16 protein-coding genes and 1 pseudogene are annotated in these 21,856 nt (G+C 69.4%); 9 read left to right on the top strand and 8 right to left on the bottom strand.

The window, feature by feature from the left end; all coding sequences use genetic code 11:
- Positions 1–221: 221 nt before the first annotated feature.
- The gene (gltB, locus tag ASD69_RS09610; protein WP_056177270.1) at positions 222–4,679 is read right to left on the bottom strand and encodes a glutamate synthase large subunit; all 4,458 of its coding nucleotides are present in this window, start codon (positions 4,677–4,679) and stop codon (positions 222–224) included.
- Positions 4,680–5,084: 405 nt separating this feature from the next.
- On the opposite strand from gltB, the gene ASD69_RS09605 reads away from it, so the two are divergent.
- Entirely contained in the window at positions 5,085–6,341 is a 1,257-nt protein-coding gene (locus tag ASD69_RS09605) for a TCR/Tet family MFS transporter (protein WP_056177268.1), read from the top strand.
- A gap of 68 nt (positions 6,342–6,409) precedes the next feature.
- Positions 6,410–6,658, top strand: coding sequence for a hypothetical protein (locus ASD69_RS09600; protein WP_056177266.1), 249 nt, complete (start codon positions 6,410–6,412; stop codon positions 6,656–6,658).
- Between the two features lie 194 nt (positions 6,659–6,852).
- Here ASD69_RS09600 and ASD69_RS09595 read toward each other — a convergent pair whose 3' ends face one another.
- The 6 genes and pseudogenes from ASD69_RS09595 to ASD69_RS09570 all read right to left on the bottom strand — a co-directional run bounded on the left by ASD69_RS09595 (position 6,853) and on the right by ASD69_RS09570 (position 11,878).
- The gene (locus ASD69_RS09595) at positions 6,853–7,287 is read right to left on the bottom strand and encodes a barstar family protein (RefSeq protein ID WP_056177264.1); all 435 of its coding nucleotides are present in this window, start codon (positions 7,285–7,287) and stop codon (positions 6,853–6,855) included.
- Positions 7,284–7,721, bottom strand: a complete 438-nt coding sequence (locus ASD69_RS09590; RefSeq protein ID WP_056177262.1) for a ribonuclease domain-containing protein — start codon at positions 7,719–7,721, stop codon at positions 7,284–7,286. Before ASD69_RS09590 ends, ASD69_RS09595 begins: the two co-directional genes overlap by 4 nt.
- Before the next feature lie 60 nt (positions 7,722–7,781).
- Positions 7,782–8,102, bottom strand: a complete 321-nt coding sequence (locus tag ASD69_RS09585; RefSeq protein WP_082576403.1) for an I78 family peptidase inhibitor — start codon at positions 8,100–8,102, stop codon at positions 7,782–7,784.
- A gap of 96 nt (positions 8,103–8,198) precedes the next feature.
- Complete coding sequence (locus ASD69_RS09580; protein WP_056177259.1) at positions 8,199–8,495, bottom strand: I78 family peptidase inhibitor; 297 nt, start codon at positions 8,493–8,495, stop codon at positions 8,199–8,201.
- Between the two features lie 72 nt (positions 8,496–8,567).
- Positions 8,568–9,326: pseudogene (locus tag ASD69_RS09575) on the bottom strand (ribonuclease H-like domain-containing protein); the annotation flags it as partial.
- Between the two features lie 119 nt (positions 9,327–9,445).
- Complete coding sequence (locus ASD69_RS09570; protein WP_056177257.1) at positions 9,446–11,878, bottom strand: DEAD/DEAH box helicase; 2,433 nt, start codon at positions 11,876–11,878, stop codon at positions 9,446–9,448.
- A 185-nt stretch (positions 11,879–12,063) separates the two neighbouring features.
- On the opposite strand from ASD69_RS09570, the gene ASD69_RS09565 reads away from it, so the two are divergent.
- From ASD69_RS09565 to ASD69_RS09535, 7 genes are all read left to right on the top strand, one after another.
- Positions 12,064–13,743 (top strand): NAD(P)/FAD-dependent oxidoreductase, encoded by a 1,680-nt coding sequence (locus tag ASD69_RS09565; protein WP_056177255.1) that lies wholly within the window; start codon positions 12,064–12,066, stop codon positions 13,741–13,743.
- 4 nt (positions 13,744–13,747) lie between these two features.
- A complete protein-coding gene (locus tag ASD69_RS09560; protein ID WP_056177253.1) occupies positions 13,748–14,386 on the top strand; it encodes a DUF938 domain-containing protein in 639 nt (212 codons plus the stop codon).
- A gap of 155 nt (positions 14,387–14,541) precedes the next feature.
- On the top strand, positions 14,542–14,793 hold the full coding sequence (locus tag ASD69_RS09555; protein WP_056177250.1) for a helix-turn-helix transcriptional regulator: 252 nt from the start codon (positions 14,542–14,544) through the stop codon (positions 14,791–14,793).
- Positions 14,794–14,796: 3 nt separating this feature from the next.
- The gene (locus tag ASD69_RS09550; protein WP_056177248.1) at positions 14,797–16,137 is read left to right on the top strand and encodes a type II toxin-antitoxin system HipA family toxin; all 1,341 of its coding nucleotides are present in this window, start codon (positions 14,797–14,799) and stop codon (positions 16,135–16,137) included.
- Between the two features lie 126 nt (positions 16,138–16,263).
- On the top strand, positions 16,264–17,931 hold the full coding sequence (locus tag ASD69_RS09545) for a serine hydrolase domain-containing protein (RefSeq protein ID WP_056177246.1): 1,668 nt from the start codon (positions 16,264–16,266) through the stop codon (positions 17,929–17,931).
- 136 nt (positions 17,932–18,067) lie between these two features.
- Positions 18,068–19,963 (top strand): M61 family metallopeptidase, encoded by a 1,896-nt coding sequence (locus ASD69_RS09540; RefSeq protein WP_056177244.1) that lies wholly within the window; start codon positions 18,068–18,070, stop codon positions 19,961–19,963.
- Between the two features lie 118 nt (positions 19,964–20,081).
- Positions 20,082–20,264 (top strand): DUF1272 domain-containing protein, encoded by a 183-nt coding sequence (locus ASD69_RS09535; RefSeq protein WP_235567196.1) that lies wholly within the window; start codon positions 20,082–20,084, stop codon positions 20,262–20,264.
- Positions 20,265–20,372: 108 nt separating this feature from the next.
- Here the strand turns inward: ASD69_RS09535 and yjjJ are convergent, their stop codons facing one another.
- Complete coding sequence (gene yjjJ / locus ASD69_RS09530; protein ID WP_056177240.1) at positions 20,373–21,755, bottom strand: type II toxin-antitoxin system HipA family toxin YjjJ; 1,383 nt, start codon at positions 21,753–21,755, stop codon at positions 20,373–20,375.
- Positions 21,756–21,856 lie beyond the last annotated feature (101 nt).

Here is a 21,856-nt window from a genome sequence, read left to right as displayed (position 1 = left end):
AGCAAATCCCCCCCGGCCAGCAGGCATAGCCTGCTGGCGTTCGGTGGCGTACGAACCTGCGGTTCGTAAGCACGCCACTTCACCCTTTTTCAAAGGGGGGAGACGTACCGGTTTGTGGCGTGAGGCGCAGACTTCAGGCGGCGACGAAAACGCAATTGCCTTCCCCCCCTTTGAAAAAGGGGGGCAGGGGGGATTTGCTCTTGCTGCGAAGACGATCGAATTCATGCTGCGCTCCTTAGCGTTTCCGCCAGCGATTCCAGACTCGCCGCCTTCGGCTTCACCAGCCAGAACTTGCCCATGTAGTCGCGCATCTCGTCCAGGATCCGGCGCGCCCACACGCTGCCGGTGAGTTCGGCGTGGGTCTCCAGCAGGTCGCGCAGATGCGAGCGGTGGTGCTCGAAGCCGTCGGCGGAGATGCGCAGGATGTCGATCAGTTCGTGGTTGTAGCGGTCGACGAAATCGCGCTCGGTGTCCAGCACATAGGCCATGCCGCCGGTGAAGCCGGCGCCGAAGTTCAGGCCGGTGCGGCCCAGCACCGCGACCACGCCGCCGGTCATGTACTCGCAGCAGTGATCGCCGGCGCCTTCCACCACCGCGGTCGCGCCGGAGTTGCGCACGCCGAAGCGTTCGCCGGCGCGGCCGGCCGCGTACAGCTCGCCGCCGGTGGCGCCGTACAGACAAGTGTTGCCCAGGATCGGCGTCTCGTGAGCGACGTAGCGCGCGCCGCTGGGCGGGCGCAGCACGATGCGGCCGCCGGCCATGCCCTTGCCTACGTAGTCGTTGGCTTCGCCTTCGAGCTCGAAACGCAGGCCGCCGGCCTGGAACGCGCCGAAGCTCTGGCCGGCGGTGCCGGTGAAGCGCAGGTCCAGCGGCGCGTCGGCCATGCCGCGGTCGCCGTGCAGGCGCGCGATACGCCCGGACAAACGCGCGCCGATGCTGCGGTCGGTGTTGCGGATCGGGTAGGCGAATGCGCCGCCGCGCTTGTGCGCGATCGCGTCGGCCAGTTCCAGCTCCAGTTGCGCGGACAGGCCCTCGGGCGCGATCGGCGGCGCCGGCATGCCGCAATGGCCGCCGTGGCTGAGGCCGGAGCCAGCCAATAGCGGGGCCAGGTCCAGACGCTGCTGGCGCGCGCTGTCGCCGTCGCTTTGCAGCAGCAGATCGGTGCGGCCGACGATCTCGCCCAGCGTGCGCACGCCCAGCGTGGCCAGCCACTGGCGCACTTCCTCGGCCAGCAGGCGGAAGAAATTCTCCACGCGCTCGGGCAGGCCGGTGAAATGGTCGCGGCGCAGTTTGTCGTCCTGGGTGGCCACGCCGGTGGCGCAGTTGTTGAGGTGGCAGATGCGCAGGTACTTGCAGCCCAGCGCGATCATCGGCGCGGTGCCGAAGCCGAAGCTTTCCGCGCCCAGCAGCGCGGCCTTGACCACGTCCAGGCCGCTCTTCAGGCCGCCATCGGTCTGCAGAATCACCCGCTCGCGCAGGTCGTTGGCGATCAAGGCCTGGCGCGCTTCGGCCAGGCCCAGCTCCCACGGCGTGCCGGCGTAGCGGATCGACGACAGCGGGCTGGCGCCGGTGCCGCCGTCGTGGCCGGACACCGTGATCAGATCGGCGCCGGCCTTGGCCACGCCGGTGGCGATAGTGCCCACGCCCGCGTGCGAGACCAGCTTGACCGAGATCAGCGCCTGCGGATTGACCTGGCGCAGGTCGTGGATCAGCTGGGCCAGGTCCTCGATCGAGTAGATGTCGTGATGCGGCGGCGGCGAGATCAGGCCGATGCCGGGCATGGCGAAACGCAGGCGCGCGATCAGCTCGTTGACCTTGTGGCCGGGCAGCTGGCCGCCTTCGCCGGGCTTGGCGCCCTGGGCGATCTTGATCTGCAGCACTTCGGCGTTGACCAGGTACTCCGGGGTCACGCCGAAGCGGCCGGAGGCGATCTGCTTGATCTTGGAGACCTTGTCGCTGCGATAGCGCGCGGGGTCTTCGCCGCCTTCGCCGGAGTTCGAACGCCCGCCCAGGCGATTCATCGCGATCGCCAGCGCCTCGTGCGCCTCCGGCGACAGCGCGCCCAGGCTCATCGCGGCCGAGTCGAAGCGCTTGACGATCGCCGACACCGGTTCCACTTCGCTGACATCGATCGGCGTCACACCTTCGCTGCGTAGCTGCAGCAGGTCGCGCAGCGCCGCGGTCGGGCGTTCGTTCACCGCCTCGGCATAGGACTGCCAATCGGCCCAGTCGCCGCTGCCGACCGCGCGTTGCAGGCGCGTGACCACGTCGGGGTTGAACAGGTGGTATTCGCCGCCGGGCACGTAGCGCAGCAGGCCGCCGATCTCGGGCAGGCGATTGGCGTCCCAGCCCTGCGCGGCCAGGTGCGCGGCGTCGGCCTGCAGCTCGGCGAAACCGGCGCCGCCGATGCGCGAGGGCGCGCCATCGAAGCACAGCTCCACCACCTCGCGGTCCAGGCCGATGATCTCGAACAGCTGCGCGCCGCGATAACTGCCGATGGTCGCGATGCCCATCTTGGAGATGATCTTGAGCAGGCCCTTCTTGATCCCGCGCCGGTAGCTGCGGCCGATCTGCGCGACTTCGCCGTGCTTGGTCTTGAGGATGCCGCGCACGCCCAGGTCGTGCAGGGTCTGATAGGCCAGGTACGGATACACCGCGGTCGCGCCGAAGCCGAGCAGGCAGGCGAAGTGGTGCGGATCGCGCGCGGTGCCGGTCTCGACGATCAGGTTGGATTCGCAGCGCAGGCCGGTGCGCACCAGGTGCTGGTGGACCGCGCCGGTGGCGAGCAGGGCATGCAGCATCAGCGCGTCGCGACGCGGGCGGCGGTCGGTCAGGATCAGCAGCACCACCCCTTCGCGCGCGGCCGCTTCGGCCTCGGCGCAGATCCGGTGCAGCGCGGCCTTCAGGCCCTCGGCCGGATCGAAGTTGAGGTCGATGAAGCGATGCGAGCGGTCGAACGGCGCCAGCGCCAGTAGCTGACGCAGCTTGCGTTGCGCCAGCACCGGCGAGTTGAGGTGGATGTGGCCGACGTTGCCGGGCCCGTCGACGAAGACGTTGCCCTCGCGGCCCAGCTGCACCGCCAGCGACATCACGCAGTCCTCGCGCAGCGGGTCGATGGGCGGGTTGGTGACCTGAGCGAAGGCCTGGCGGAAATGGTCGTAGAGCGGGCGCACCTGCTGCGACAGCACCGCCATCGGCACGTCGTCGCCCATCGAGCCGGTGGCTTCCTGCTCGGTCTCGGCGAGCGGGCGCAGCACCTGTTCGCGCTCCTCGCGGCTGAGCTGGAACAGCTTCTGGAAACCGGCCAGGGTGTCGGGATCGAAGGGTTCGGCGGCCAGGTTGGGATCGATCAGCTCGCTGTGCAGGTAGGTCATGCCCTGCTTGAGCCAACGCTTGTACGGCGCGCGCGCGCGGTTGATGCGGTCGATCGCCTCGGAGTCCAGCAGCTCGCCCTGATACAGATCGGCGGCGATCATCTCGCCCGGACCGAGCTTGCCCTTGGCCTCGATCTCGCTGGCCGGCAGTTCCCACACGCCGGCTTCGGACGCGATCAGGAAATGGCGGTCGCGCGAGCGCAGCCAGCGCGCCGGGCGCAGGCCGTTGCGGTCCAGGGTGCAGGCGGCGTAGCGGCCGTCGCAGGTGACGATGCCGGCCGGGCCGTCCCAGGGTTCGGTGTTGAGCGCGTAGTACTCGTAGAAGGCGGCGAGGTCGGCGTCCTTGTATTCCAGCGACTGCGTCGCCGGCGGAATCAGGATGCGCATCGCCTTCAGCAGGTCCATGCCGCCGGCCTGCAGCACCTCCAGCATGTTGTCCAGGCTCTGCGAATCCGAACCGTCGGTGCTCACCACTTGGTCGAACTCGCGCAGGTCCAGGGTCGGCGTGCGCCAGGCGTGCGCGCGCGCCTGCGCCCAGGCGCGGTTGCCGGCGATGGTGTTGATCTCGCCGTTGTGGGCGAGCAGGCGGAACGGCTGCGCCAGCGGCCAGCGCGGCGTGGTGTTGGTGGAGAAGCGCTGGTGGAACACCACCGCGCTGGCGACCAGGTCTTCGCGCTGCAGATCCGGATACAACTGGGTCAGACGGTCGGGCAGGACCATGCCCTTGTAGCCGATGCTGGCCGAGGACAGGCTGACGACGTAGAAGTCCTGGATCGCGCGCAGGCGCTGCTCGGCGCGGCGCCGGGCCAGGAACAGCGAACGCTGGAAGCCGGCCGGATCGAAGGGCGAGGCCGCCTCCACGAACACCTGCTCGATCCGCGGCATGGTCTTGCGCGCCAGTTCGCCGCAGGCGCTCAGATCCACCGGCACGATGCGCCAACCGGCCAGGCGCAGATTCTCGTGCTCCAGGGTCTCGGTAAGGATCGCGCGCGCCTGCGCGGCCTGCGCCTCGTCGTGCGGCAGGAACACCAGGCCGGCGCAGTAATGCGCGCCCAGGGCGATGCCGCTTTCGCGCGCGAGCGTGCGCAGGAAGCTGTCGGGATGGCGGATCAACAGGCCGCAGCCGTCGCCGCTGAGGCCGTCGGCGGCGATGCCGCCGCGATGGGTCATGCGCGCCAGCGCTTCCAGTGCGCGGTCGACCAATGCGCGGCTGGGGCGGTCGTCTAGCTGCGCGATCAGGCCGAAGCCGCAGCTGTCCCGCTCGTCGCGAGGGTCGTACAGCATCGCTTGCGGGTTGGCTTGCATCGCTGCTCCGGAAGGCTCTCGGTGAACATGCCCGCGCCGGTCGGCGCAGGCCCGTAAGAACACGAATGGATCGCTGGCTAGCTGCACGCGCGGGCAGACCTGCCAAGGGCGCGGGACATGTCCCGTACCAGCGTGTCGTGACCGAGCGTGATTCGAATAAATCACAATTTGTGCGATGCGGCAATTCGTTCGGGTATGCGTTCGGGCGCCATGCCCGCAATGGGCTGCGCAGCGCCTGCGCAGCGCTCCGCACCGGTTGCGCAAGTGACTGATCGCAATCGTGAAATCCGTCGCGACGCGGGCAATTAGTAACGTCGGAAACCATCCCCGTGGGCGCTCCGGCACGGGTCGCCTGGGGTCGCGCGCGCTAGACTGCGCCATCGCTTCCGCTTCGACGCCCCCCTCGTGACCGCATCCGTTCCCGGCGCGCGCCGCGCCGCGCTCGTTTTCATTTTCATTACCGTGCTGATCGACGTGTTGTCGTTCGGTCTGATCATTCCGGTGCTGCCGCGACTGATCAAACAATTCGCCGGGGGCGACACCGAACACGCGGCCTATTGGATCGCGGTGTTCGGCACCTTGTTCGCGGCGATCCAGTTCGTGTGCGCGCCGATCCAGGGTTCGCTATCCGACCGCTACGGGCGCCGTCCGGTGATCCTGCTGTCGTGCCTGGGGCTGGGTCTGGACTTCATCTTCATGGCCCTGGCCAACACCTTGCCGTGGCTGTTGGTCGGCCGGGTGATCTCGGGCATCACCTCGGCCAGCTTCAGCACCGCCAACGCCTACATCGCCGACGTCACCGCGCCGGAAGAGCGCGCCAAGAGCTACGGCATGATCGGCGCCGCGTTCGGCCTGGGCTTCATCGTCGGTCCGGTGATCGGCGGACAGCTCGGCCACTACGACGTGCGGTTGCCGTTCTGGTTCGCGGCCGCGCTGGCGCTGCTGAACTTCTGCTATGGCCTGTTCGTGCTGCCCGAATCGCTGCCGCCGGACAAGCGCAGCGCCAGGTTCGACTGGTCGCACGCCAACCCGATCGGCTCGCTGGTCCTGCTCAAGCGCTATCCGCAGGTGTTCGGCCTGGCCGCGGTGGTGTTCATCGCCAACCTTGCCCATTACGTCTATCCCAGCGTGTTCGTGCTGTTCGCCGATTACCGCTACGGTTGGGAGGAGCAGGAAGTGGGCTACGTGCTGGGCGTGGTCGGCGTGCTCAGCGTGATCGTCAACGTGGTCCTGATCGGACGCGCGGTGAAGGCGTTCGGCGAACGCCGCACCCTGCTGCTGGGACTGGGCTGCGGCGCGATCGGCTTCATGGTCTACGGTTTCGCCGATGTCGGCTGGTTGTTCCTGATCGGTCTGCCGATCAGCGCGTTGTGGGCGATGGCCGCGCCGGCGACCCAGGCCCTGATCACGCGCCAGGTCGGCGCGGACGTGCAGGGCCGCATCCAGGGCGCGCTGATGAGCCTGATCAGCCTGGCCGGTATCGTCGGCCCGACCCTGTTCGCGGGCAGCTTCGGTTACTTCGTCGGCAAGTCCACGCCGGTGCACCTGCCGGGCGTACCCTGGTTCATCGCTTCGGGCCTGCTGGTGCTGGGCGTGCTGATCGCCTGGCGCTACGCGCGCACCCAACCCGTCCCGTCCCACGTGGTCGCCGAGACCGCCTGACCGACGACCCTTGCCGCGGCGCCTGGTGCTGCGGCAAGGTCGGGTTCCCCCTCGTCACGGAGCCTTCCATGTCCCTGCTGCCCGCCCGTCTGTCCCTGCTCGCGCCGCTGCTGTTGCTGGGCGCCTGCGCCAGCTCGCCCGATTACCTGGACACCAACGCCGCGGTCGATGCGCGTCCGGAATGCACCAGCCAGCCCGACCGCCCCGGCGAACCGGTGCCGAGCTGGTGCGAGCGCAAGCAGGAAGTGCGCTGGAGCGACAAGGAAGACAAGATCGATCTGAAGGGCAAGGACGATAAGGGCGACGATCGCCGTTGAGGTCTCCGCGCACTCGATGCGCGCGGCGTGGTTCGGTGGAGGGCGTCGGTGCGGTGCGCCTGCGGCTCACCGCAGCCTGCGGCATCCACTGGCCGACTCCTCTGCGTAGGGTGCGGTGATGACCGCACCATCGCGCAACCCGCCATCGCGGCGAATGCGGCGCGGCGCGCGGCGTCCGCACGCTCTGCGGCCCATCACCCCATCGCATCCAAGCGTTCGCTGGGCAGCGGAAACAGCGCCCAGAACGGCTTGCGCGCCTCGGCCCATTGCGCCGAGGCCTCGTTGAGGATGTCCAGCAGCACCGCGGCATCCTCGCCAGCCTGCGCCTGCCAATCCTGGGCGCGCTCCAGCAGCAGCAGATAGCCGCCGGCCGGCAACCAGGACAGGTCTTCCAGGCCGTCGGCGAGCGCGTCCCAGTTGTGTCCGAACCAGTCCGGAAAATTCAGCGCCGCCGCCACGCGCCGCAGCAGTTCGCCCTTGTCGCCGCAACCGTCCAGGTCGATGCGCGCGACCGCGAATTCCAGGAAGGCGCCGGCCTCGGCCAGGGCCTGCGTATCGGCCGCGTCGACGAAATAGGCGCCGGCCTGGGCCGGATCGGCGAGCAGCTCGCGCAGTTCCTGGGTCTTCATGGCTGCACCTGGCCGGGATCGAAGCGGCGGAAGCTGCGGTAGTGATCGTCGCTGTAGTAGTACTCGCTGGGCGGATCGCCGCCGGTGACGATGCGGCGCGCGCCGCGGTCGTTCTCGCCCGGGGTTTCGACCGTGTACTCGCGGTAATAGCCGCGCGGTTGCGCGGGCAGGCGACGTTCGCGGTTCTGGAACGTGCCGCCGTCCTGGCGATGCTGGTAGGGCCCGCCGCGCGCGATGCGAGCGAGCACCTCGTGGGCTTCGGCCGGCAGGAAGTCGGTGGCGGCGTTACCCGCCGCGACCGGCACCGGCGCCGAACGCGAAGCGGCGGGCGACGCGGTCGGCGCGGTCGGCGCGGGCAGGGGCGCCTGGCGCTGCGACCAAAGCCACAGGCCGAGCAGGACGATGGCGGCGATCAGCCAAGGCGCGCGACGCATGCGGAACTCCAAGCGGGGTCGTCGCCGAGTCTAGCGCGCGCTGGCGTCCGCGCGCCGGCCTCAGCCGCAGCGCAGATGGGTGATGACGTTGTTTTCGTCGACGTCGATGTTGAGCCGGCCTTCCTGGTACTCCATGGTCACCATCTGACCCGGCTTGAGCACGCGCGCATTGCGCGCGCCGGCGTCGGTGCGCGCGCGCTCCACTACCTCGGCGCTCGCGGTTTTGCCCAGCGCGGCGGCCTTGGCGGCGTCGGCGTTGCAGGTCAGTTCTTCCGGCGGCAGCGGGCGCGACATTTGCGGCGGATTGGCCTGGCTGGCGCAAGCGCCGAGGGCGACCACGGCGAGGGCGCCGACGGCGAGTGCGATACGGATAGAGGGCATGGCGGGGCTCCGGTTCGTGGGGCGCGCTCAGGGTGCGCGCCCGTGGCTGTGCCGAAGATTAACCCGCCGCCGCGCGTTCTCGTTTCGAACTACCGCTCAGCCGCAGCGCAGGCCGGTGATCGCGCCGCGGTCGTTGAGGTCGATGTTGATGCGGTCGGGGCGGTAATCCATGGTCGCGCCCATGCCGGGTTTGAGCACGCGCGCGTCGCGGCTGCCTGTGTCGCGCAGGATGCGGTTGGTGGTGTCGTCGTCGATGCCGCGGCCGATCGCCCAGCGCGCGCCTTCGGCATTGCACTGCCCGCTGGGCGGGACCGCGGCGCCGGGCGGCGGCGGGGCGCTGACGCAGGCGGTCATCGACAACAGCAGCACGGTGGGCAGGACGAGGCGCGACATGGCACGGCTCCGCGAGGATGGGGTGGATGCAGCCTGCGGCGGTCTGCGTGTGCGCGGCATGAAGGCGTCGCCTCAGTGCGGGCTCGCGGCTTCGGCCTCGACCAGGCGGCGCATCAGCTGCGCCAAGGTCACCACGTCCTGGTGGTTGTGGGCGACCACGCGCCGCAGCAGGCCGGCGCCGCCGCCGCGCAGGTACTGCAACCAGGCCGCCGGTGCCTGCGAACCGGGCAGGTCGTCTTCGCGCACGATCCGCAGCAGCTCGCGTTCGACCGTGGCCAGGCGGCAGTTCTCCCAAGTGCCGCGGTAGCGGCGCCGGGTCGGGAACAGCAGGTCGACGTGGTCCAGCGCTTGCAGCGGATCTTCGATGCGGGCCAGGCGGTAGCGCGTTTTCAGCAGCGGCGCGTCGTAGCAGCGGCCGTTGTAACTGGACAGCACGGTGTCCGGCCGCAGCCACTGGGCGAAAGCCCGCAGCATCGCCGGCTCGGCCGCGAGCGAGGCGATCAGCAACTGACGCACGCGCAGGCCGTCGCCGTGCAGCGGATCGCGGTGCCAATCGGCGGCGCCGATCATGAAGGCGCGGGTGCCGGTGCCGCCGGCCAGGCCGGTGGTCTCGGTGTCGAAGAACAGCAGTCGGCGCGGATCGACGCTGTCCTCGGCGCGCTTGGCGAAGGCCAGCGACAGCGCCTGCGTGGGCGATTCGCAAGCCAGATGCTGCTGGATCAGGCGCAGGCCGGGCGCGATCTCCTCGCCGGGTAGATCGCGGTCCAGCGGTGCGCGCGGCATGGCCCACGCGTTCGGCGCGCGTTCGCGCACGCCGAGCAGGCGGCGCAGTTGTTCCAGGCTGTGCTGCGCGTCCGGCGGCGCGTCCGGCGCGGGCGCCGATACGGACGGTGGCGCTGCCACGCCGCGCGCCTGCCGCTGCAGCAGGCGCAGCTTCTCGGCGCTGACGCTCATGCCGCCGCGTCCGCGCGCAGCAGGCTCAGCACTTGCCGCGCCAGCGCCTTGGGCGTGGCCGTGCCGTCGCGTTCGTCGGCGGCCAGGGCCGGGCCGACGCAAGCCGGGCAGCCGGCGCGGCAGTCGCAGCGCTCGACCAGCTCGGACGCGCGCGTCAGCAATTCGGCCTGGCGCGTCCACAGCGGTTCGCTCAGGCCGACGCCGCCGGGGAAGTTGTCGTACAGATACACCGTGGGCACGAACTGCTGCACTTCCAGCAAGGCGACCTCGCCGCCTTCGACGCCGCGCAGTTGGCCGCGGCCGTTGCGGTCGGCGGCCGCGAACCAGGCGCCGTCGCCGTTGCCCACCGCCTTCTGCAGATCGCGCGCGTCGGCCATCACCGCCACCGTCGCCACCACGTGCAGCGCATGGCCGGCGCCGAGGAAACCGTCCAGCGCATCCTGGCGCGAAGCGAAGGCCGAGCGCAGCACCGCCGCCGGCAGCTGCCACCACACCGCGGTGGTGTGCAGTTCCTGGTCGGGCAGGTTGACCGGGCCGTAACCGATGTTCTCGTGGGTGTAGTAGCGGATCTTTTTGTAGCCGGCCACGCGCCGGACCACGTGGACCTCGCCGTGGTGGCTGTCGCCCAGGCCGGCCTCGCCGCCGTCGAAGCGCTCCAGCACCTTGAGCTTGGTGTAATCGATCGAGTCGGTGTAGTAGTCGACGTGGGTGCGGGTGACGTAGGCCTTGCGCCCCTCCCAATCCAGCTTCTCCACTTGATACGGCGTGGACTGGATCATGTGGATCGCGCCTTCGTACAAGGTCAGCGCTGCGGCCGAGTAGTCGACCTCGGCGATGATGGTCTGGCGGCCGTCGCTGCGGTCGACCACCACGAAGTTGCCGTCGGCGACCGAGCGCAGGCTGACCGCGTTGGCCGGGTAGCTGTCGGCGATCCATTCCCAGCGCTCGCCCTCGCGGTGCAGCACCTCGGTTTCCGCCAGCGCCTCCAGATACACCTGCGGATCGATCGGGCCGTAGGCCTCGCCGACCTGGAACGGCAGCTCGAAGGACGCGCAGCGGATGTGATCGAACAGGATCAGCGGCTGGTCGGGCGCGATGCGCGCGTGCTCGGGCGGGCTATCGGCGAAGAATTCCGGATGCCGCACCACGTACTGGTCCAGCGGCTGCGAACTGGCCACCAGTACGCCCAGAGCGGGGCGCTGGCGGCGGCCGGCGCGGCCGAAACGTTGCCAGGTCGCGGCGACCGAGCCCGGATAGCCGTTGAGCACCACCGCATCCAGGCTGCCGATGTCCACGCCCAGCTCCAGCGCCGAGGTCGAAACGATGCCGTCGACGCGGCCGTCGCGCATCGCCCGCTCGGCCTCGCGGCGCTCGCCGGGCAGGTAGCCGCCGCGGTAGGCGCGGATCCGCGCCGGCTTGCGCGGGTCGTGATCGAACACGTCCTTGAGGTACTTGGTCAGCACTTCCACCATCAGCCGGCTCTGCGCGAACACCAGGGTCTTGAGCCCGGACTTGATCGCGATGCGCGCGATGCGGTTGCTCTGCGAGCGCGCCGACGCGCGCAGGCCGAGGTCGGCGTTGACCACCGGCGGATTCCACAGCAGCACGTGCTTGTCGCCGCTGGGCGCGCCGGAGTCGACGATCGCGCGCACGGGCGCCTCGATCAGGGCCTGCGCATGCGCCTGCGGATTGCCGATGGTGGCCGAGCACAGGATGAACTGCGGATTCGCGCCGTAGAACGTGCACACCCGCTTCAGCCGCCGCAGCACGTTGGCGACATGGCTGCCGAACACGCCGCGGTAGGTGTGGATCTCGTCGATCACCACGTAGCGCAGGTTCTCGAAGAACTGCGCCCACTTGGTGTGATGCGGCAGGATCGCCTGGTGCAGCATGTCCGGGTTGGACACCACAATGTCGCCGTGCAGGCGGATCGCCTGGCGCGCATCGCCCGGGGTGTCGCCGTCGAAGGTGAAGGCTTTCACCCCGAGTTCGCCGGCGCGATTGAGCTCCAGCAGTTCGGCGACCTGGTCCTGGGCCAGGGCCTTGGTCGGGAACAGATACAAAGCCTTGGCGCCGCCGGCCATCGCCGCCGACAGCACCGGCAGGGTGTAGCACAGCGATTTGCCCGAGGCGGTCGGGGTGACCACGGCGACGTGCTCGCCGGCCTGGGTCGCGGCCCAGGCCTCGGCCTGATGGCTGTACAGGCGCTCGATGCCGCGCGCGCGCAGGGCTGCCCGCAGGGCCGCGGGCACGTCCTCGGGCAGGGGCGCGTAGCGGCCCTCGCGCCCCGGCAGCACGTAGTGGCCGGTGATGCGGTCGGCGTAGCGGCGGCCCAGGGCCTGCACCAGCGCGGCGCCGTCGCCGCGCTGGCCCTGCGCCGGCACCAGGCCGCGTTCGTCGTCGTCGTGACGCGCCAATGCCTGTGCCATGTCCGCTCCTGCCTGGGGTAGGCGGCGAGTTAAGCCCGCGGCCGTCTCAGCCTGTGAGACGTTCAGCCAGCCCGCGCGCGCCGTGCGAGTCGCCGATTCGACGGCAGCGACGACGCCCGCGCCCGCCGCGTCCGCGATGCGGCGCCGCGACCCGCTAAAATGCGCCACCGCCCAGGCCCTGGCCCATGCTCCGACTCACCGACATCAAGCTGCCGCTGGACCACGCCGAGCCGGCGCTGACCGACGCGATCCTGGCCCGGCTGGGCATCGGCGCCGACGAGCTCAACGGCTACACCGTGGTCAAGCGCAGCTACGACGCGCGCAAGCGCGGCGCGATCGTGCTGATCTACACGGTGGACGTGGACAGCCCGCGCGCGCCCGAACTGCTGCGGCGCGCCCAGGCCGAGGCCGCGTCGGCGCGCGGCGCGGGTTCGCCGATCAAGCTGGGCCCCGCACCGGACACCACCTACAAGTTCGTCGGCCGCGCGCCGGCCCAGCTGCCGCTGCGCCCGCTGGTGATCGGCATGGGCCCCTGCGGCCTGTTCGCCGCCCTGGTGCTGGCGCAGATGGGCTTCCGCCCGATCGTGCTCGAGCGCGGCAAGGCCGTGCGCGAGCGCACCGTCGACACCTTCGGCCTGTGGCGCAAGAAAGTGCTCAACCCGGAGTCGAACGTGCAGTTCGGCGAAGGCGGCGCCGGCACCTTCTCCGACGGCAAGCTGTACAGCCAGATCAGCGACAAGCAGCACCACGGCCGCAAAGTGCTGACCGAGTTCGTCGCCGCCGGCGCGCCCGAGGAAATCCTCTACGTCAGCAAGCCGCACATCGGCACCTTCCGCCTGGTCTCGATGGTCGAGCACATGCGCGCGACCATCGAGGCGCTGGGCGGCGAGATCCGTTTCTCGCACCGGGTCGACGACCTGCTGGTCGAGACCGACGCGGCCGGCGTGCGTCATGTGCGCGGCGTGACCCTGGCCAACGGCGAGCAACTGCGCGCCGACCACGTGGTCATGGCCCTGGGCCACAGCGCGCGCGACACCTTCGCCATGCTGCACGCGCGCGGCGTATACGTGGAGGCCAAGCCGTTCTCGATCGGCTTCCGGGTCGAGCACCCGCAGTCGTTGATCGACCGCGCCCGCTTCGGCCCGCAAGCCGGGCATCCGATCCTGGGCGCGGCCGACTACAAGCTGGTCCATCACTGCCGCAACGGCCGCTCGGTCTACAGCTTCTGCATGTGCCCCGGCGGCACCGTGGTCGCGGCCGCCAGCGAGCCCGGGCGCGTGGTCACCAACGGCATGAGCCAGTACTCGCGCAACGAACGCAACGCCAACGCCGCGATCGTGTGCGGGATCACGCCCGAGGACTACGCGCCCTACGGCGAGGGCCCGCTCGCCGGCATCGCCCTGCAGCGGCATTGGGAAGCGCTGGCGTTCGAGCTGGGCGGCGGCGAGTACGAAGCGCCGGCGCAGCTGGTCGGCGATTTCATCGCCCGCCGCGCGTCCAGCGAATTCGGCGAGGTGAAGCCCTCCTACACCCCCGGCGTGCGCCTGGGCAGCCTGGACGCCTCGCTGCCCGGCTATGCGATCGAGGCGATCCGCGAAGCGCTGCCGGCTTTCGACAAACAGCTGCGCGGCTTCGCCATGCACGACGCGATCCTGACCGGGGTGGAGACGCGCACTTCCTCGCCGGTGCGCATCGCGCGCGGCGCCGACGGCCACAGCCTCAACACCCGCGGCCTGTTCCCGGCCGGCGAAGGCGCGGGCTACGCCGGCGGCATCCTTTCGGCCGGCGTGGACGGCATCAAGACCGCCGAGGCGGTGGCGCTGAGCCTGCTGGCCGATCTGGCGCGCGCCGGCGCGAACGCCTGAGCGCATGAGCGGCAAACCGCATTCGCCGTCCTGCGAGCGCAACCGCGAGCCGATTCTGGCGGTGCTGCGGCGCCACCTGCCGGCGCGCGCGAACGTGCTCGAGATCGGCAGCGGCACCGGCCAACACGCGGTGCATTTCGCCGCGGCGATGCCGGGCTGGGTCTGGCAATGCTCCGATCGCGCCCAACACCTGCCCGGCATCCGTGCCTGGCTGGACGAGGCCGCGCTGGCCAATACGCCGCCGCCGTTCGAGCTGTCGGCGGCGACCGCGCCGGTACCCGGATTCGCGCCGCCGCCGCGCATCCCCACCGATCCGGTGGCGCTGCGCTCGGGCTACGACGCGGTGTTCAGCGCCAACACCCTGCACATCATGGGCTGGCCGCAGGTCGAGGCGGTGTTCGCCGGCCTGGCGACGGTGCTGGCCGATGCCGCGACCGTGGCGATCTACGGCCCCTTCAATTACGCCGGTGCCTACACCAGCGACAGCAACCGCGACTTCGATGGCTGGCTCAAGCAGCGCGATCCGGTCTCGGGCATCCGCGATTTCGAAGCGGTCGACGCGCTCGCCCGCGGCATCGGTCTGGACCTGGTCGACGATGTCGAGATGCCGGCTCATAACCGCAGTTTGATTTGGCGGCGCTGATCGGCTCGGGCATGTAGTCGCTTGTGATTCGTCAGTACAACTCTTAAGTTGTTTTTCACATTAACAACTTATGAGTTGTTTTTACATTTAACAACTTATCGCTTGTATTTATGATATACAAGTTATGAGCTGTAATTTGATATGAGGAGCGCTCCATGGACTACACCGTGCGGACGGTCGGACAACTGGAGCCCCTGCTGAAAGGCTTCCGGAAAGCCAAGAAGTACAGTCAGGCGAACTTGGCGCACCGTCTGGGCATCACTCAGCAGGCGCTGTCCGCGCTGGAGCGCGACCCCGAAAGCGCGAGCTTCTCGCGCTTGCTGCAGATACTGGCCGCGCTCGACGTCGAAATCCTGTTGCGCGACCGAAAGTCGGGCGCCGATGAAGGTCAGCCTGGGCACTGGTGATCCATGGCGCGCGCAAAACGTAGCGGTGCACTGACCCTATGGATGAACGGGGAGCGCGTGGGCCTGTGGCGAAACGCGCACGGCGAGGGGCAGGAACTGGTTTATGACCCTGCCTGGCTGGCATCTCCGCGTGCCCGGCCGCTGTCGCTTTCGTTGCCGTTCACTCCGGCCAACGCACCGCATCGTGGCGACAAGGTGCGCCACTACTTTGAGAATCTGTTGCCGGACAGCCAGAAGATCCGCGAACGATTGGCGGCCAAGTACGGGGCCACCTCGCAACAGGCGTTCGACCTGTTGCGCGAGATCGGCCGCGACTGCGTCGGGGCCTTGCAGCTGATGCCGGAGGGCGAGACCCCGCAGGACGTGCGCGCGATCCATGGAAAGCCGCTGGACGAGGCCGAGATCGAACAGTTGCTGCGCGACGTGGTGCGTCCCGATGGCGCCGCCAACCAGGACCACGATACGGATTTCCGGATCTCGATCGCGGGCGCACAGGAAAAGACCGCGCTGCTCTGGCATCAAGACCGATGGCAGCGCCCGCTGGGGGCGACGCCCAGTACCCATATCTTCAAGTTGCCGCTGGGCCTGGTAGGCAACCTGCGCGTCGACCTGCGCGATTCGGTCGAGAACGAATGGCTGTGCTCGCGCGTGCTGCACGCCTACGGCATTCCGGTAGCCGAGTGCCGGATGATGCGATTCGGCGACCAGCAGACCTTGGTGGTGCGACGCTTCGATCGCGAACTGGCGGCGGACGGGCGCTGGATCGTACGCATCCCCCAGGAGGATTTCTGCCAGGTGCTGGGGCAGCCGGCATGGCGGAAATACGAAGCCGATGGCGGCCCCGGCATGGCCGACATCCTGCGAGTGCTGGCGAACTCGGTTGAGCGCGAGGCCGATCGCGAAACCTTCTATCGCGCCCAACTGCTGTTCTGGATGCTCGCGGCCACCGATGGCCATGCCAAGAACTTCAGCGTGTTCATAGGCGCGGGCGGCAGCTATCGCATGACGCCGTTGTACGACGTGCTGTCGGCATGGCCGGTGACGGGGGCGAGTGCCGGAAAGATCCCGCAGCAGAAACTCAAAATGGCGATGGCCGTACGCAGCAAGAGCAACCACTACCGCATCGCCGAAATCCAACGCCGGCACTGGAACGCGATGGCGCGCTCGATCGGGCTGGGGATGGATTTCGAAAGCCAGATCGCGGACATCATCGACGCGACGCCGCGGGCGATCGCTCAGGTCGAACGCGAGCTGCCCGCGGATTTTCCCGCCTATGTCGCCGACGCGGTGCTCGGTGGCTTGCGTCGGTCGGCCGAGAAATTGGCCTTGATGCCGGCGACGTAGCGGACCCGCGCGGGCCGCTACGACACTGGCAACGCACCGGCCCATGACCGTATCGTCGTCTCGACGGCAGGGACGCTCGATCGACGGGCGTAGTCCCCGGCGCCGTCGCTCACGGAGCTCCCCCGCATGCGTCTTTGGATTCTGTCCCTCGCGCTGACCGCCGCGTCGCTGCCGGCGCTCGCCGCCACGCCGCCGAATGCGGCCGAGGTCGCGCGTTTCGCCGAACGGCAACTACAGGACAACTACCCGGCCGACGGCCCCGGCGCCGCGCTCTTGGTCGCGCGCGGCGATCAGGTGCTGTTCCGCGGCGCGCGCGGCGAAGCCAGCGTCGAGCTGGGCGTGCCGCTCACGCCCGACAGCGTGTTCCGGATCGGCTCGGTGACCAAGCAGTTCGCCGCCGCAGGCCTGCTCAAGCTGGTCGAGGCCGGCAAGGTCTCGCTGGACGACCCGCTGTCCAAGTATCTGCCCGACTATCCCAACGGCGCCCACATCAGCGTCCATCAGCTGCTCAATCACACCTCCGGGGTGAAGAGCTACACCGGCATTCCCGGCGTGATGGCCGGGCCGATCCGCATGGATCTGAGCACGGCGCAGCTGATCGACACCTTCAAGAATCAGCCGGTGGATTTCGCGCCCGGCGCGCAGTGGGCCTACAACAACTCCGGCTACGTGCTGGTCGGCGCGGTCATCGAGGCCGCCAGCGGCCAGCCCTGGCATGCGTATCTGCAGCAGGCGCTGTTCGAACCGCTGGGCCTGAAGCACACCCGCTGGGGCGACGACCACGCCCTGATCCCGGGCCAGGTCCAGGGCTACACGCTCAGCCAGGGCCGTCCGGCGCCGGCCAACTACGCCAGCATGAGCCAGCCGCACGCGGCCGGCGCGCTGGTGTCCACGGTCGACGATCTGCTGCGCTGGAACCGCGCGCTGCACGAAGGCAAGGTCGTGCGCGCCGATCTCTACGCCAAGATGATCCAGCCCGAAGGCGCGGCGCTGAAGGAGCACTACGGCTACGGCATCGAGCACACCCGTCTGCGCGACGGCGACCTGCTCGCGCACGGCGGCGGCATCTTCGGCGCGATGTCGTTCCTGCTCTACCTGCCGGGCAGCGACGTGACCGTGGCGATCGTGCAGAACAGCGACAGCGTGGCGCCGGGTAAGCGCGCGCCCGAGGTGCTGGCGCGCAAGCTGGCCGCCTACGCGATCGGTCGGCCCTATCCGGAAGCCCAGGCGATCGCGCCGCCGCCGGCGCAACTGAAGTCGCTAGAAGGCGTGTACCGCTCCGATCCCAAGACCGCGCGCGCGATCCAGGTGGTCGACGGCCGCCTGGTCTCGCAGCGTTTCGGCGGCCAGCGCGTGGCGATGACCGCGATCGGCCCGGACGAGTTCGTATTCGAGGACGGTCTGAGCCGGCTGCGCTTCGAGCGCGACGCCCAGGGCGCGGTGACCGGCACCCGCTTCTACGCCGACGGCGAAGGCGAGGGCTCGTTCTCGCCGCGCACCGACGAGCCGCTGCCCGCGGCGACCGTCGCGATCGCGCTGCCCGCGGCGGCGCGCGAACGCGTGGCCGGGCGCTACACGCGCGAGGGCATGGTGCTCAATGTGTTCCAGCAGGGCGAGCAGCTGCTCGCGCAGATGGCCGGGCAGCCTTCGTTCGTACTGGCCGCCACCTCGCCCACGCGCTTCGCGATCGACTCGGTCGGCGCGGTGCTGGAGTTCGCGCCCGAGTCCGGCCCGGCCAAGACCCTGACCCTGCGCCAGGGCGGCGCGGTACTGGAGTTCCAGCGCGCGCCCTGAGCCCGTGCGGCCGCCTGCGCCGTGTGCCGGAGCCGGCATTCGGCGCGACGGGCCGCGAAACGTGACCTATGGGAGAGGAGCGCGCGGCCGGCGCACGTAGGATGCGGGATCGTCCCCGTTACGCCGGAGCCGCTCCATGCCCCATCGTCCGTCGCCCGCCGTGTTGCCGCTGCTGATCGCGGCGCTGCTGCCCCTGTCGTCCGCAGCCCAGACCGCACCGCCGGCGGACACACCGTACCCGGGCACGCTGACGCTGGAGGTCGACGCCACCGACGTCGCCCACCGCGTGTTCCGCAGCAAGCAGCGCATCCCTGTGCAGCCCGGCCCCTTGACCCTGTTGTATCCACAGTGGCTGCCCGGCAATCACTCGCCGACCGGTCCGATCAACAAGCTCGCCGGCCTGGTCGTCACCGGCAACGGCCAGCGCATCGCCTGGACGCGCGATCCGCTCGATGTCTACGCTTTCAAGCTGGTGGTGCCCGAGGGCGTGAGCACGATCGAGCTCGCGTTCGACTATCTCTCGCCCACCGGCGGCGAGCAGGGCCGGGTGGTGATGAGCCAGGACCTGCTGAGCCTGCAATGGAACGCGGTCGCGCTGTATCCGGCCGGTCACGCCGCCGGCCGCATCCAGATCGCGCCGTCCTTGAAGCTGCCCGCGGGCTGGCAATCGGGCACCGCGCTGGAGGTCGAATCGCGCGAGGGCGACACCCTGCGCTACAAGCCGGTGTCGTTCGAGACCCTGGTCGATTCGCCGTTGTTCGCGGGCCGCTACTACCGCCAGATCGACCTCGCGCCCGGCGCCAAGGTGCCGGTGCGATTGAACATGGTCGCCGACCATCCCAAATACCTCGAAGCCAAGCCCGAGCAGCTCGCCGCGCACCGGCGCATGGTCGAGCAAGCGATGCGCCTGTTCCGCTCCCAACACTACGATCGCTACGATTTCCTGTTCTCGCTGTCCGACCAGATCGGCGGCATCGGCCTGGAGCACCACCGCTCCAGCGAGAACGGCGTGGATCCGGAGTACTTCACTGACTGGGACAAGAGCGCGGTCGGCCGCGACCTGCTGGCGCACGAGTACACCCACTCCTGGAACGGCAAATTCCGCCGTCCGGCCGATCTGGCCACGCCCAACTTCAACGTGCCCATGCAGGACAGCCTGCTCTGGGTCTACGAAGGCCAGACCCAGTACTGGGGTTATGTGCTGACCGCGCGCGCCGGCATGTGGAAGCCGCAGACCGCGCTGGACGCGCTGGCGATGACGGTCGCGGCCTACACCACCGATCGCCCCGGCTTCGCCTGGCGCAACGTCCAGGACACCACCAACGATCCCATCATCGGCCTGCGCCGGCCGCAGGCCTACCGCAGCCAGCAGCTCAGCGAGGAGTACTACTCCGCCGGCCAGCTGATCTGGCTTACCGTCGACGCCAAACTGCGCGAACTCAGCCGCGACAAGCGCTCGCTCGACGATTTCGCCGCCGCCTTCTTCGGCGTCGACGACGGCAGCTACGCGGTCAAGCCCTATACCTTCGACGACGTGGTCGCGACCTTGAACGCGGTAGCCCCCCACGACTGGGCCGCGTTCCTGCGTCAGCGCCTGGACGCCAACGCCGCGCCGCTGGACGGCCTGGCCGCGAGCGGTTGGAAGCTGGTCTACACCGACAAGCCCAGCGACTACGTCAAACAGAGCGAGGGCGCACGCAAGGTCACCGATCTGAACTGGTCGCTGGGCCTGATCGTGTCGAACAAGGACGCGACCCTGTCCTCGGTGCGCTGGGACGGCCCGGCCTTCAACGCCGGCCTGGCGCCGGGCTCGACCCTGCTTGCGGTCAACGGCTATACCTTCGAGGGCGAGCGCCTCAAGGACGCGATCACCGAGGCCAAGGACAAGGGCGAGCCGATCGAGCTGGTGGTCAAGCAGGGCGAAGCGGTCAAGACCGTGCGCATCGATTACCGCGAGGGGCTCAAGTATCCGAGCCTGGAGCGCATCCCCGGCACGCCGGATCGGTTGTCGAAGATCCTGGCGCCGAAGTAGATGGCCTCGCAGGCGGCGCCGCAGCCAACGCGATCCGACGTGGCGACGCTCGTCGTCGCCGCCGTCGCGCGCTAGGCTGCGCGCATCCGTCGCGCCCGAGGCCGCCCGCATGCTCGAAATGAAATCCCAGTGCGAACGCTGCAACGCCGCCCTGCCGCCCGACAGCGCGGCGGCGCTGATCTGCAGCTACGAATGCACGTTCTGCGTCGACTGCGTGCAAGGGCCCTTGGACGGCGTATGTCCCAACTGCGGCGGCCAGCTGCAGCCGCGTCCGACGCGCGTCGCCAAACCCATCGCCTGAGCCCGTCCGCTTTTCGCGCGTGCCGCCACGTCGGGATTGCGTTGGGTAATGCGTCGCGTTCGAACCCCAAGCCGCGCCGCACGCGATGAGCTCGCCGGTCCGGTGCGCTCAGCCGGGGAAGCGCTCCAGCAGTTGCTCGATCCGTTGCGCGTTGCCTTGCGCGATTGCGCGGAACGCCGGCCCGATGCGCTCGTCGGCCATGGCGCGCCGCCATAAGGCCAGCCCGGCCTCGCCGGCCCAGCGCCAGCTCGCCAGGGCGCCGGTCGGCAACGGCAGCGGGTAGGGGCGCTCGTGCACCGCGCCGCCGGCCCCGGGCCGATAGTGCATGGGCAGCATGTCGTAGACCGGCGCCAGCGCGACCTGCAACCGATCCGGCTGGCAAAGGAAACTGAGGTTGCCGAAGTGCATGTCGATGTTGCCGATGAAGCGGCCGAACAGGTGTAGGCGGCGGATGCGTTCGGCATCGTCGCCACCGATCAGGCCTTCGCGCTGCAACGCGGCCGCCGACACCGGCCAGTTGCCCGGATCGCTGCCGGCGTAGGCCGCATCCAGCGCAAGCAGCGACACCATGCCGCGCCGCCCGCGCCGCGCCGTGCGATCGAAGCGCGTGGATTGCAGAAAGCGCCAGCCGTCGCTGTCGATCAATTCGGTGGCGGCCGCGTCGATGCCGCGCTCGGACAGCACCTCGCCCGCCAAGTGCTCGCAGGCCAACAGATTGACCCAGCGGCGCGCGGTGGCATTGTCGGGGTCGTGGCGCGCGAACTTCACGATCACGCTCTGGCGTTCGCCCGTAGGCAAATCCAGCTCGGCGGTGAACTTGGGCTGCTCGCCGCCGGCCGAGGAGCCGGGCGCCTCCCCGGCTTCGGCCTGGAGCGCGCGTTGCGGATAGATCAGCGCGCGCTCGTCGGGCGCGATGATCGTATCCAGGTTATCCAGCACGGTGTCCAGCAGCGCCTGTTCCAGCGCCTGTTCGCCCAGCACCAGGTCGCCGGGCAGATCGCTGCCGCGACGTAGCAACGCGGTCACCACGTCTTCGGGCTGCCACAGCAGCACGTCCGCGGGCGCCTCCAGTTCGGCCGCATGGCGATGCGCGAACGCGCGGCCCAGGAATCCCTGCGGCCGTAGATCGTCCAGAAACCAGGGCAGATCCGGATACAGGCCGTCGGCGAATTCGCCGTGCTGGTACAGCGGCAGCGGGCGCTCGGATTGCAGGAACCAACCGCCATAGACCACATGCAATCGGCCGAGTTGATCGGGCTGGCCATCGGGCGTGATCCGGTGCAGCGGCCAGTCGCTGCCGGCCCGCCCCAGTGGGCGCGAAAGCGCGTAACGGGCGGAGCGGGCACGGCCGATCCGGACCAGGCGCGTGCCCAGCCCGGCCAGCGCGCGCGACACCGTGGGCTGGCTGAGCTCCATCGCCGCGGCCAGCTCGGCGGCGGTGCGCGGCCCGCGACGCAGCAGGGCCTCGGCGGCTTCGGTATGACGGCTCATGCTTTAATTTGAATCTATTTATGAATAGATAGTCAAGCATAAAACCGGTCTTGACCCCGAAAATTCGGACTTAAGACCCTGGGGCCGGTAATTCGGTGAAT

The sequence above is a fragment of the Lysobacter sp. Root604 genome (genome assembly GCF_001427505.1).
Lineage (GTDB): Bacteria > Pseudomonadota > Gammaproteobacteria > Xanthomonadales > Xanthomonadaceae > Lysobacter.
Note: the sequence above shows the minus strand (reverse complement) of the source record. Positions and strands in the feature narration are given on the sequence as shown.

Excerpts from the sequence above, each read along its gene's own strand:
- yjjJ (WP_056177240.1), bottom strand. The coding sequence starts at position 21,755 with ATGAGCCGTCATACCGAAGCCGCCGAGGCCCTGCTGCGTCGCGGGCCG.
- ASD69_RS09590 (WP_056177262.1), bottom strand. The coding sequence starts at position 7,721 with ATGCGTCGCGCGCCTTGGCTGATCGCCGCCATCGTCCTGCTCGGCCTG.
- ASD69_RS09565 (WP_056177255.1), top strand. The coding sequence starts at position 12,064 with ATGCTCCGACTCACCGACATCAAGCTGCCGCTGGACCACGCCGAGCCG.
- gltB (WP_056177270.1), bottom strand. The coding sequence starts at position 4,679 with ATGCAAGCCAACCCGCAAGCGATGCTGTACGACCCTCGCGACGAGCGG.
- ASD69_RS09550 (WP_056177248.1), top strand. The coding sequence starts at position 14,797 with ATGGCGCGCGCAAAACGTAGCGGTGCACTGACCCTATGGATGAACGGG.
- ASD69_RS09580 (WP_056177259.1), bottom strand. The coding sequence starts at position 8,495 with ATGTCGCGCCTCGTCCTGCCCACCGTGCTGCTGTTGTCGATGACCGCC.
- ASD69_RS09570 (WP_056177257.1), bottom strand. The coding sequence starts at position 11,878 with ATGGCACAGGCATTGGCGCGTCACGACGACGACGAACGCGGCCTGGTG.
- ASD69_RS09560 (WP_056177253.1), top strand. The coding sequence starts at position 13,748 with ATGAGCGGCAAACCGCATTCGCCGTCCTGCGAGCGCAACCGCGAGCCG.
- ASD69_RS09555 (WP_056177250.1), top strand. The coding sequence starts at position 14,542 with ATGGACTACACCGTGCGGACGGTCGGACAACTGGAGCCCCTGCTGAAA.
- ASD69_RS09585 (WP_082576403.1), bottom strand. The coding sequence starts at position 8,102 with ATGCCCTCTATCCGTATCGCACTCGCCGTCGGCGCCCTCGCCGTGGTC.
- ASD69_RS09595 (WP_056177264.1), bottom strand. The coding sequence starts at position 7,287 with ATGAAGACCCAGGAACTGCGCGAGCTGCTCGCCGATCCGGCCCAGGCC.
- ASD69_RS09545 (WP_056177246.1), top strand. The coding sequence starts at position 16,264 with ATGCGTCTTTGGATTCTGTCCCTCGCGCTGACCGCCGCGTCGCTGCCG.
- ASD69_RS09600 (WP_056177266.1), top strand. The coding sequence starts at position 6,410 with ATGTCCCTGCTGCCCGCCCGTCTGTCCCTGCTCGCGCCGCTGCTGTTG.
- ASD69_RS09540 (WP_056177244.1), top strand. The coding sequence starts at position 18,068 with ATGCCCCATCGTCCGTCGCCCGCCGTGTTGCCGCTGCTGATCGCGGCG.
- ASD69_RS09535 (WP_235567196.1), top strand. The coding sequence starts at position 20,082 with ATGAAATCCCAGTGCGAACGCTGCAACGCCGCCCTGCCGCCCGACAGC.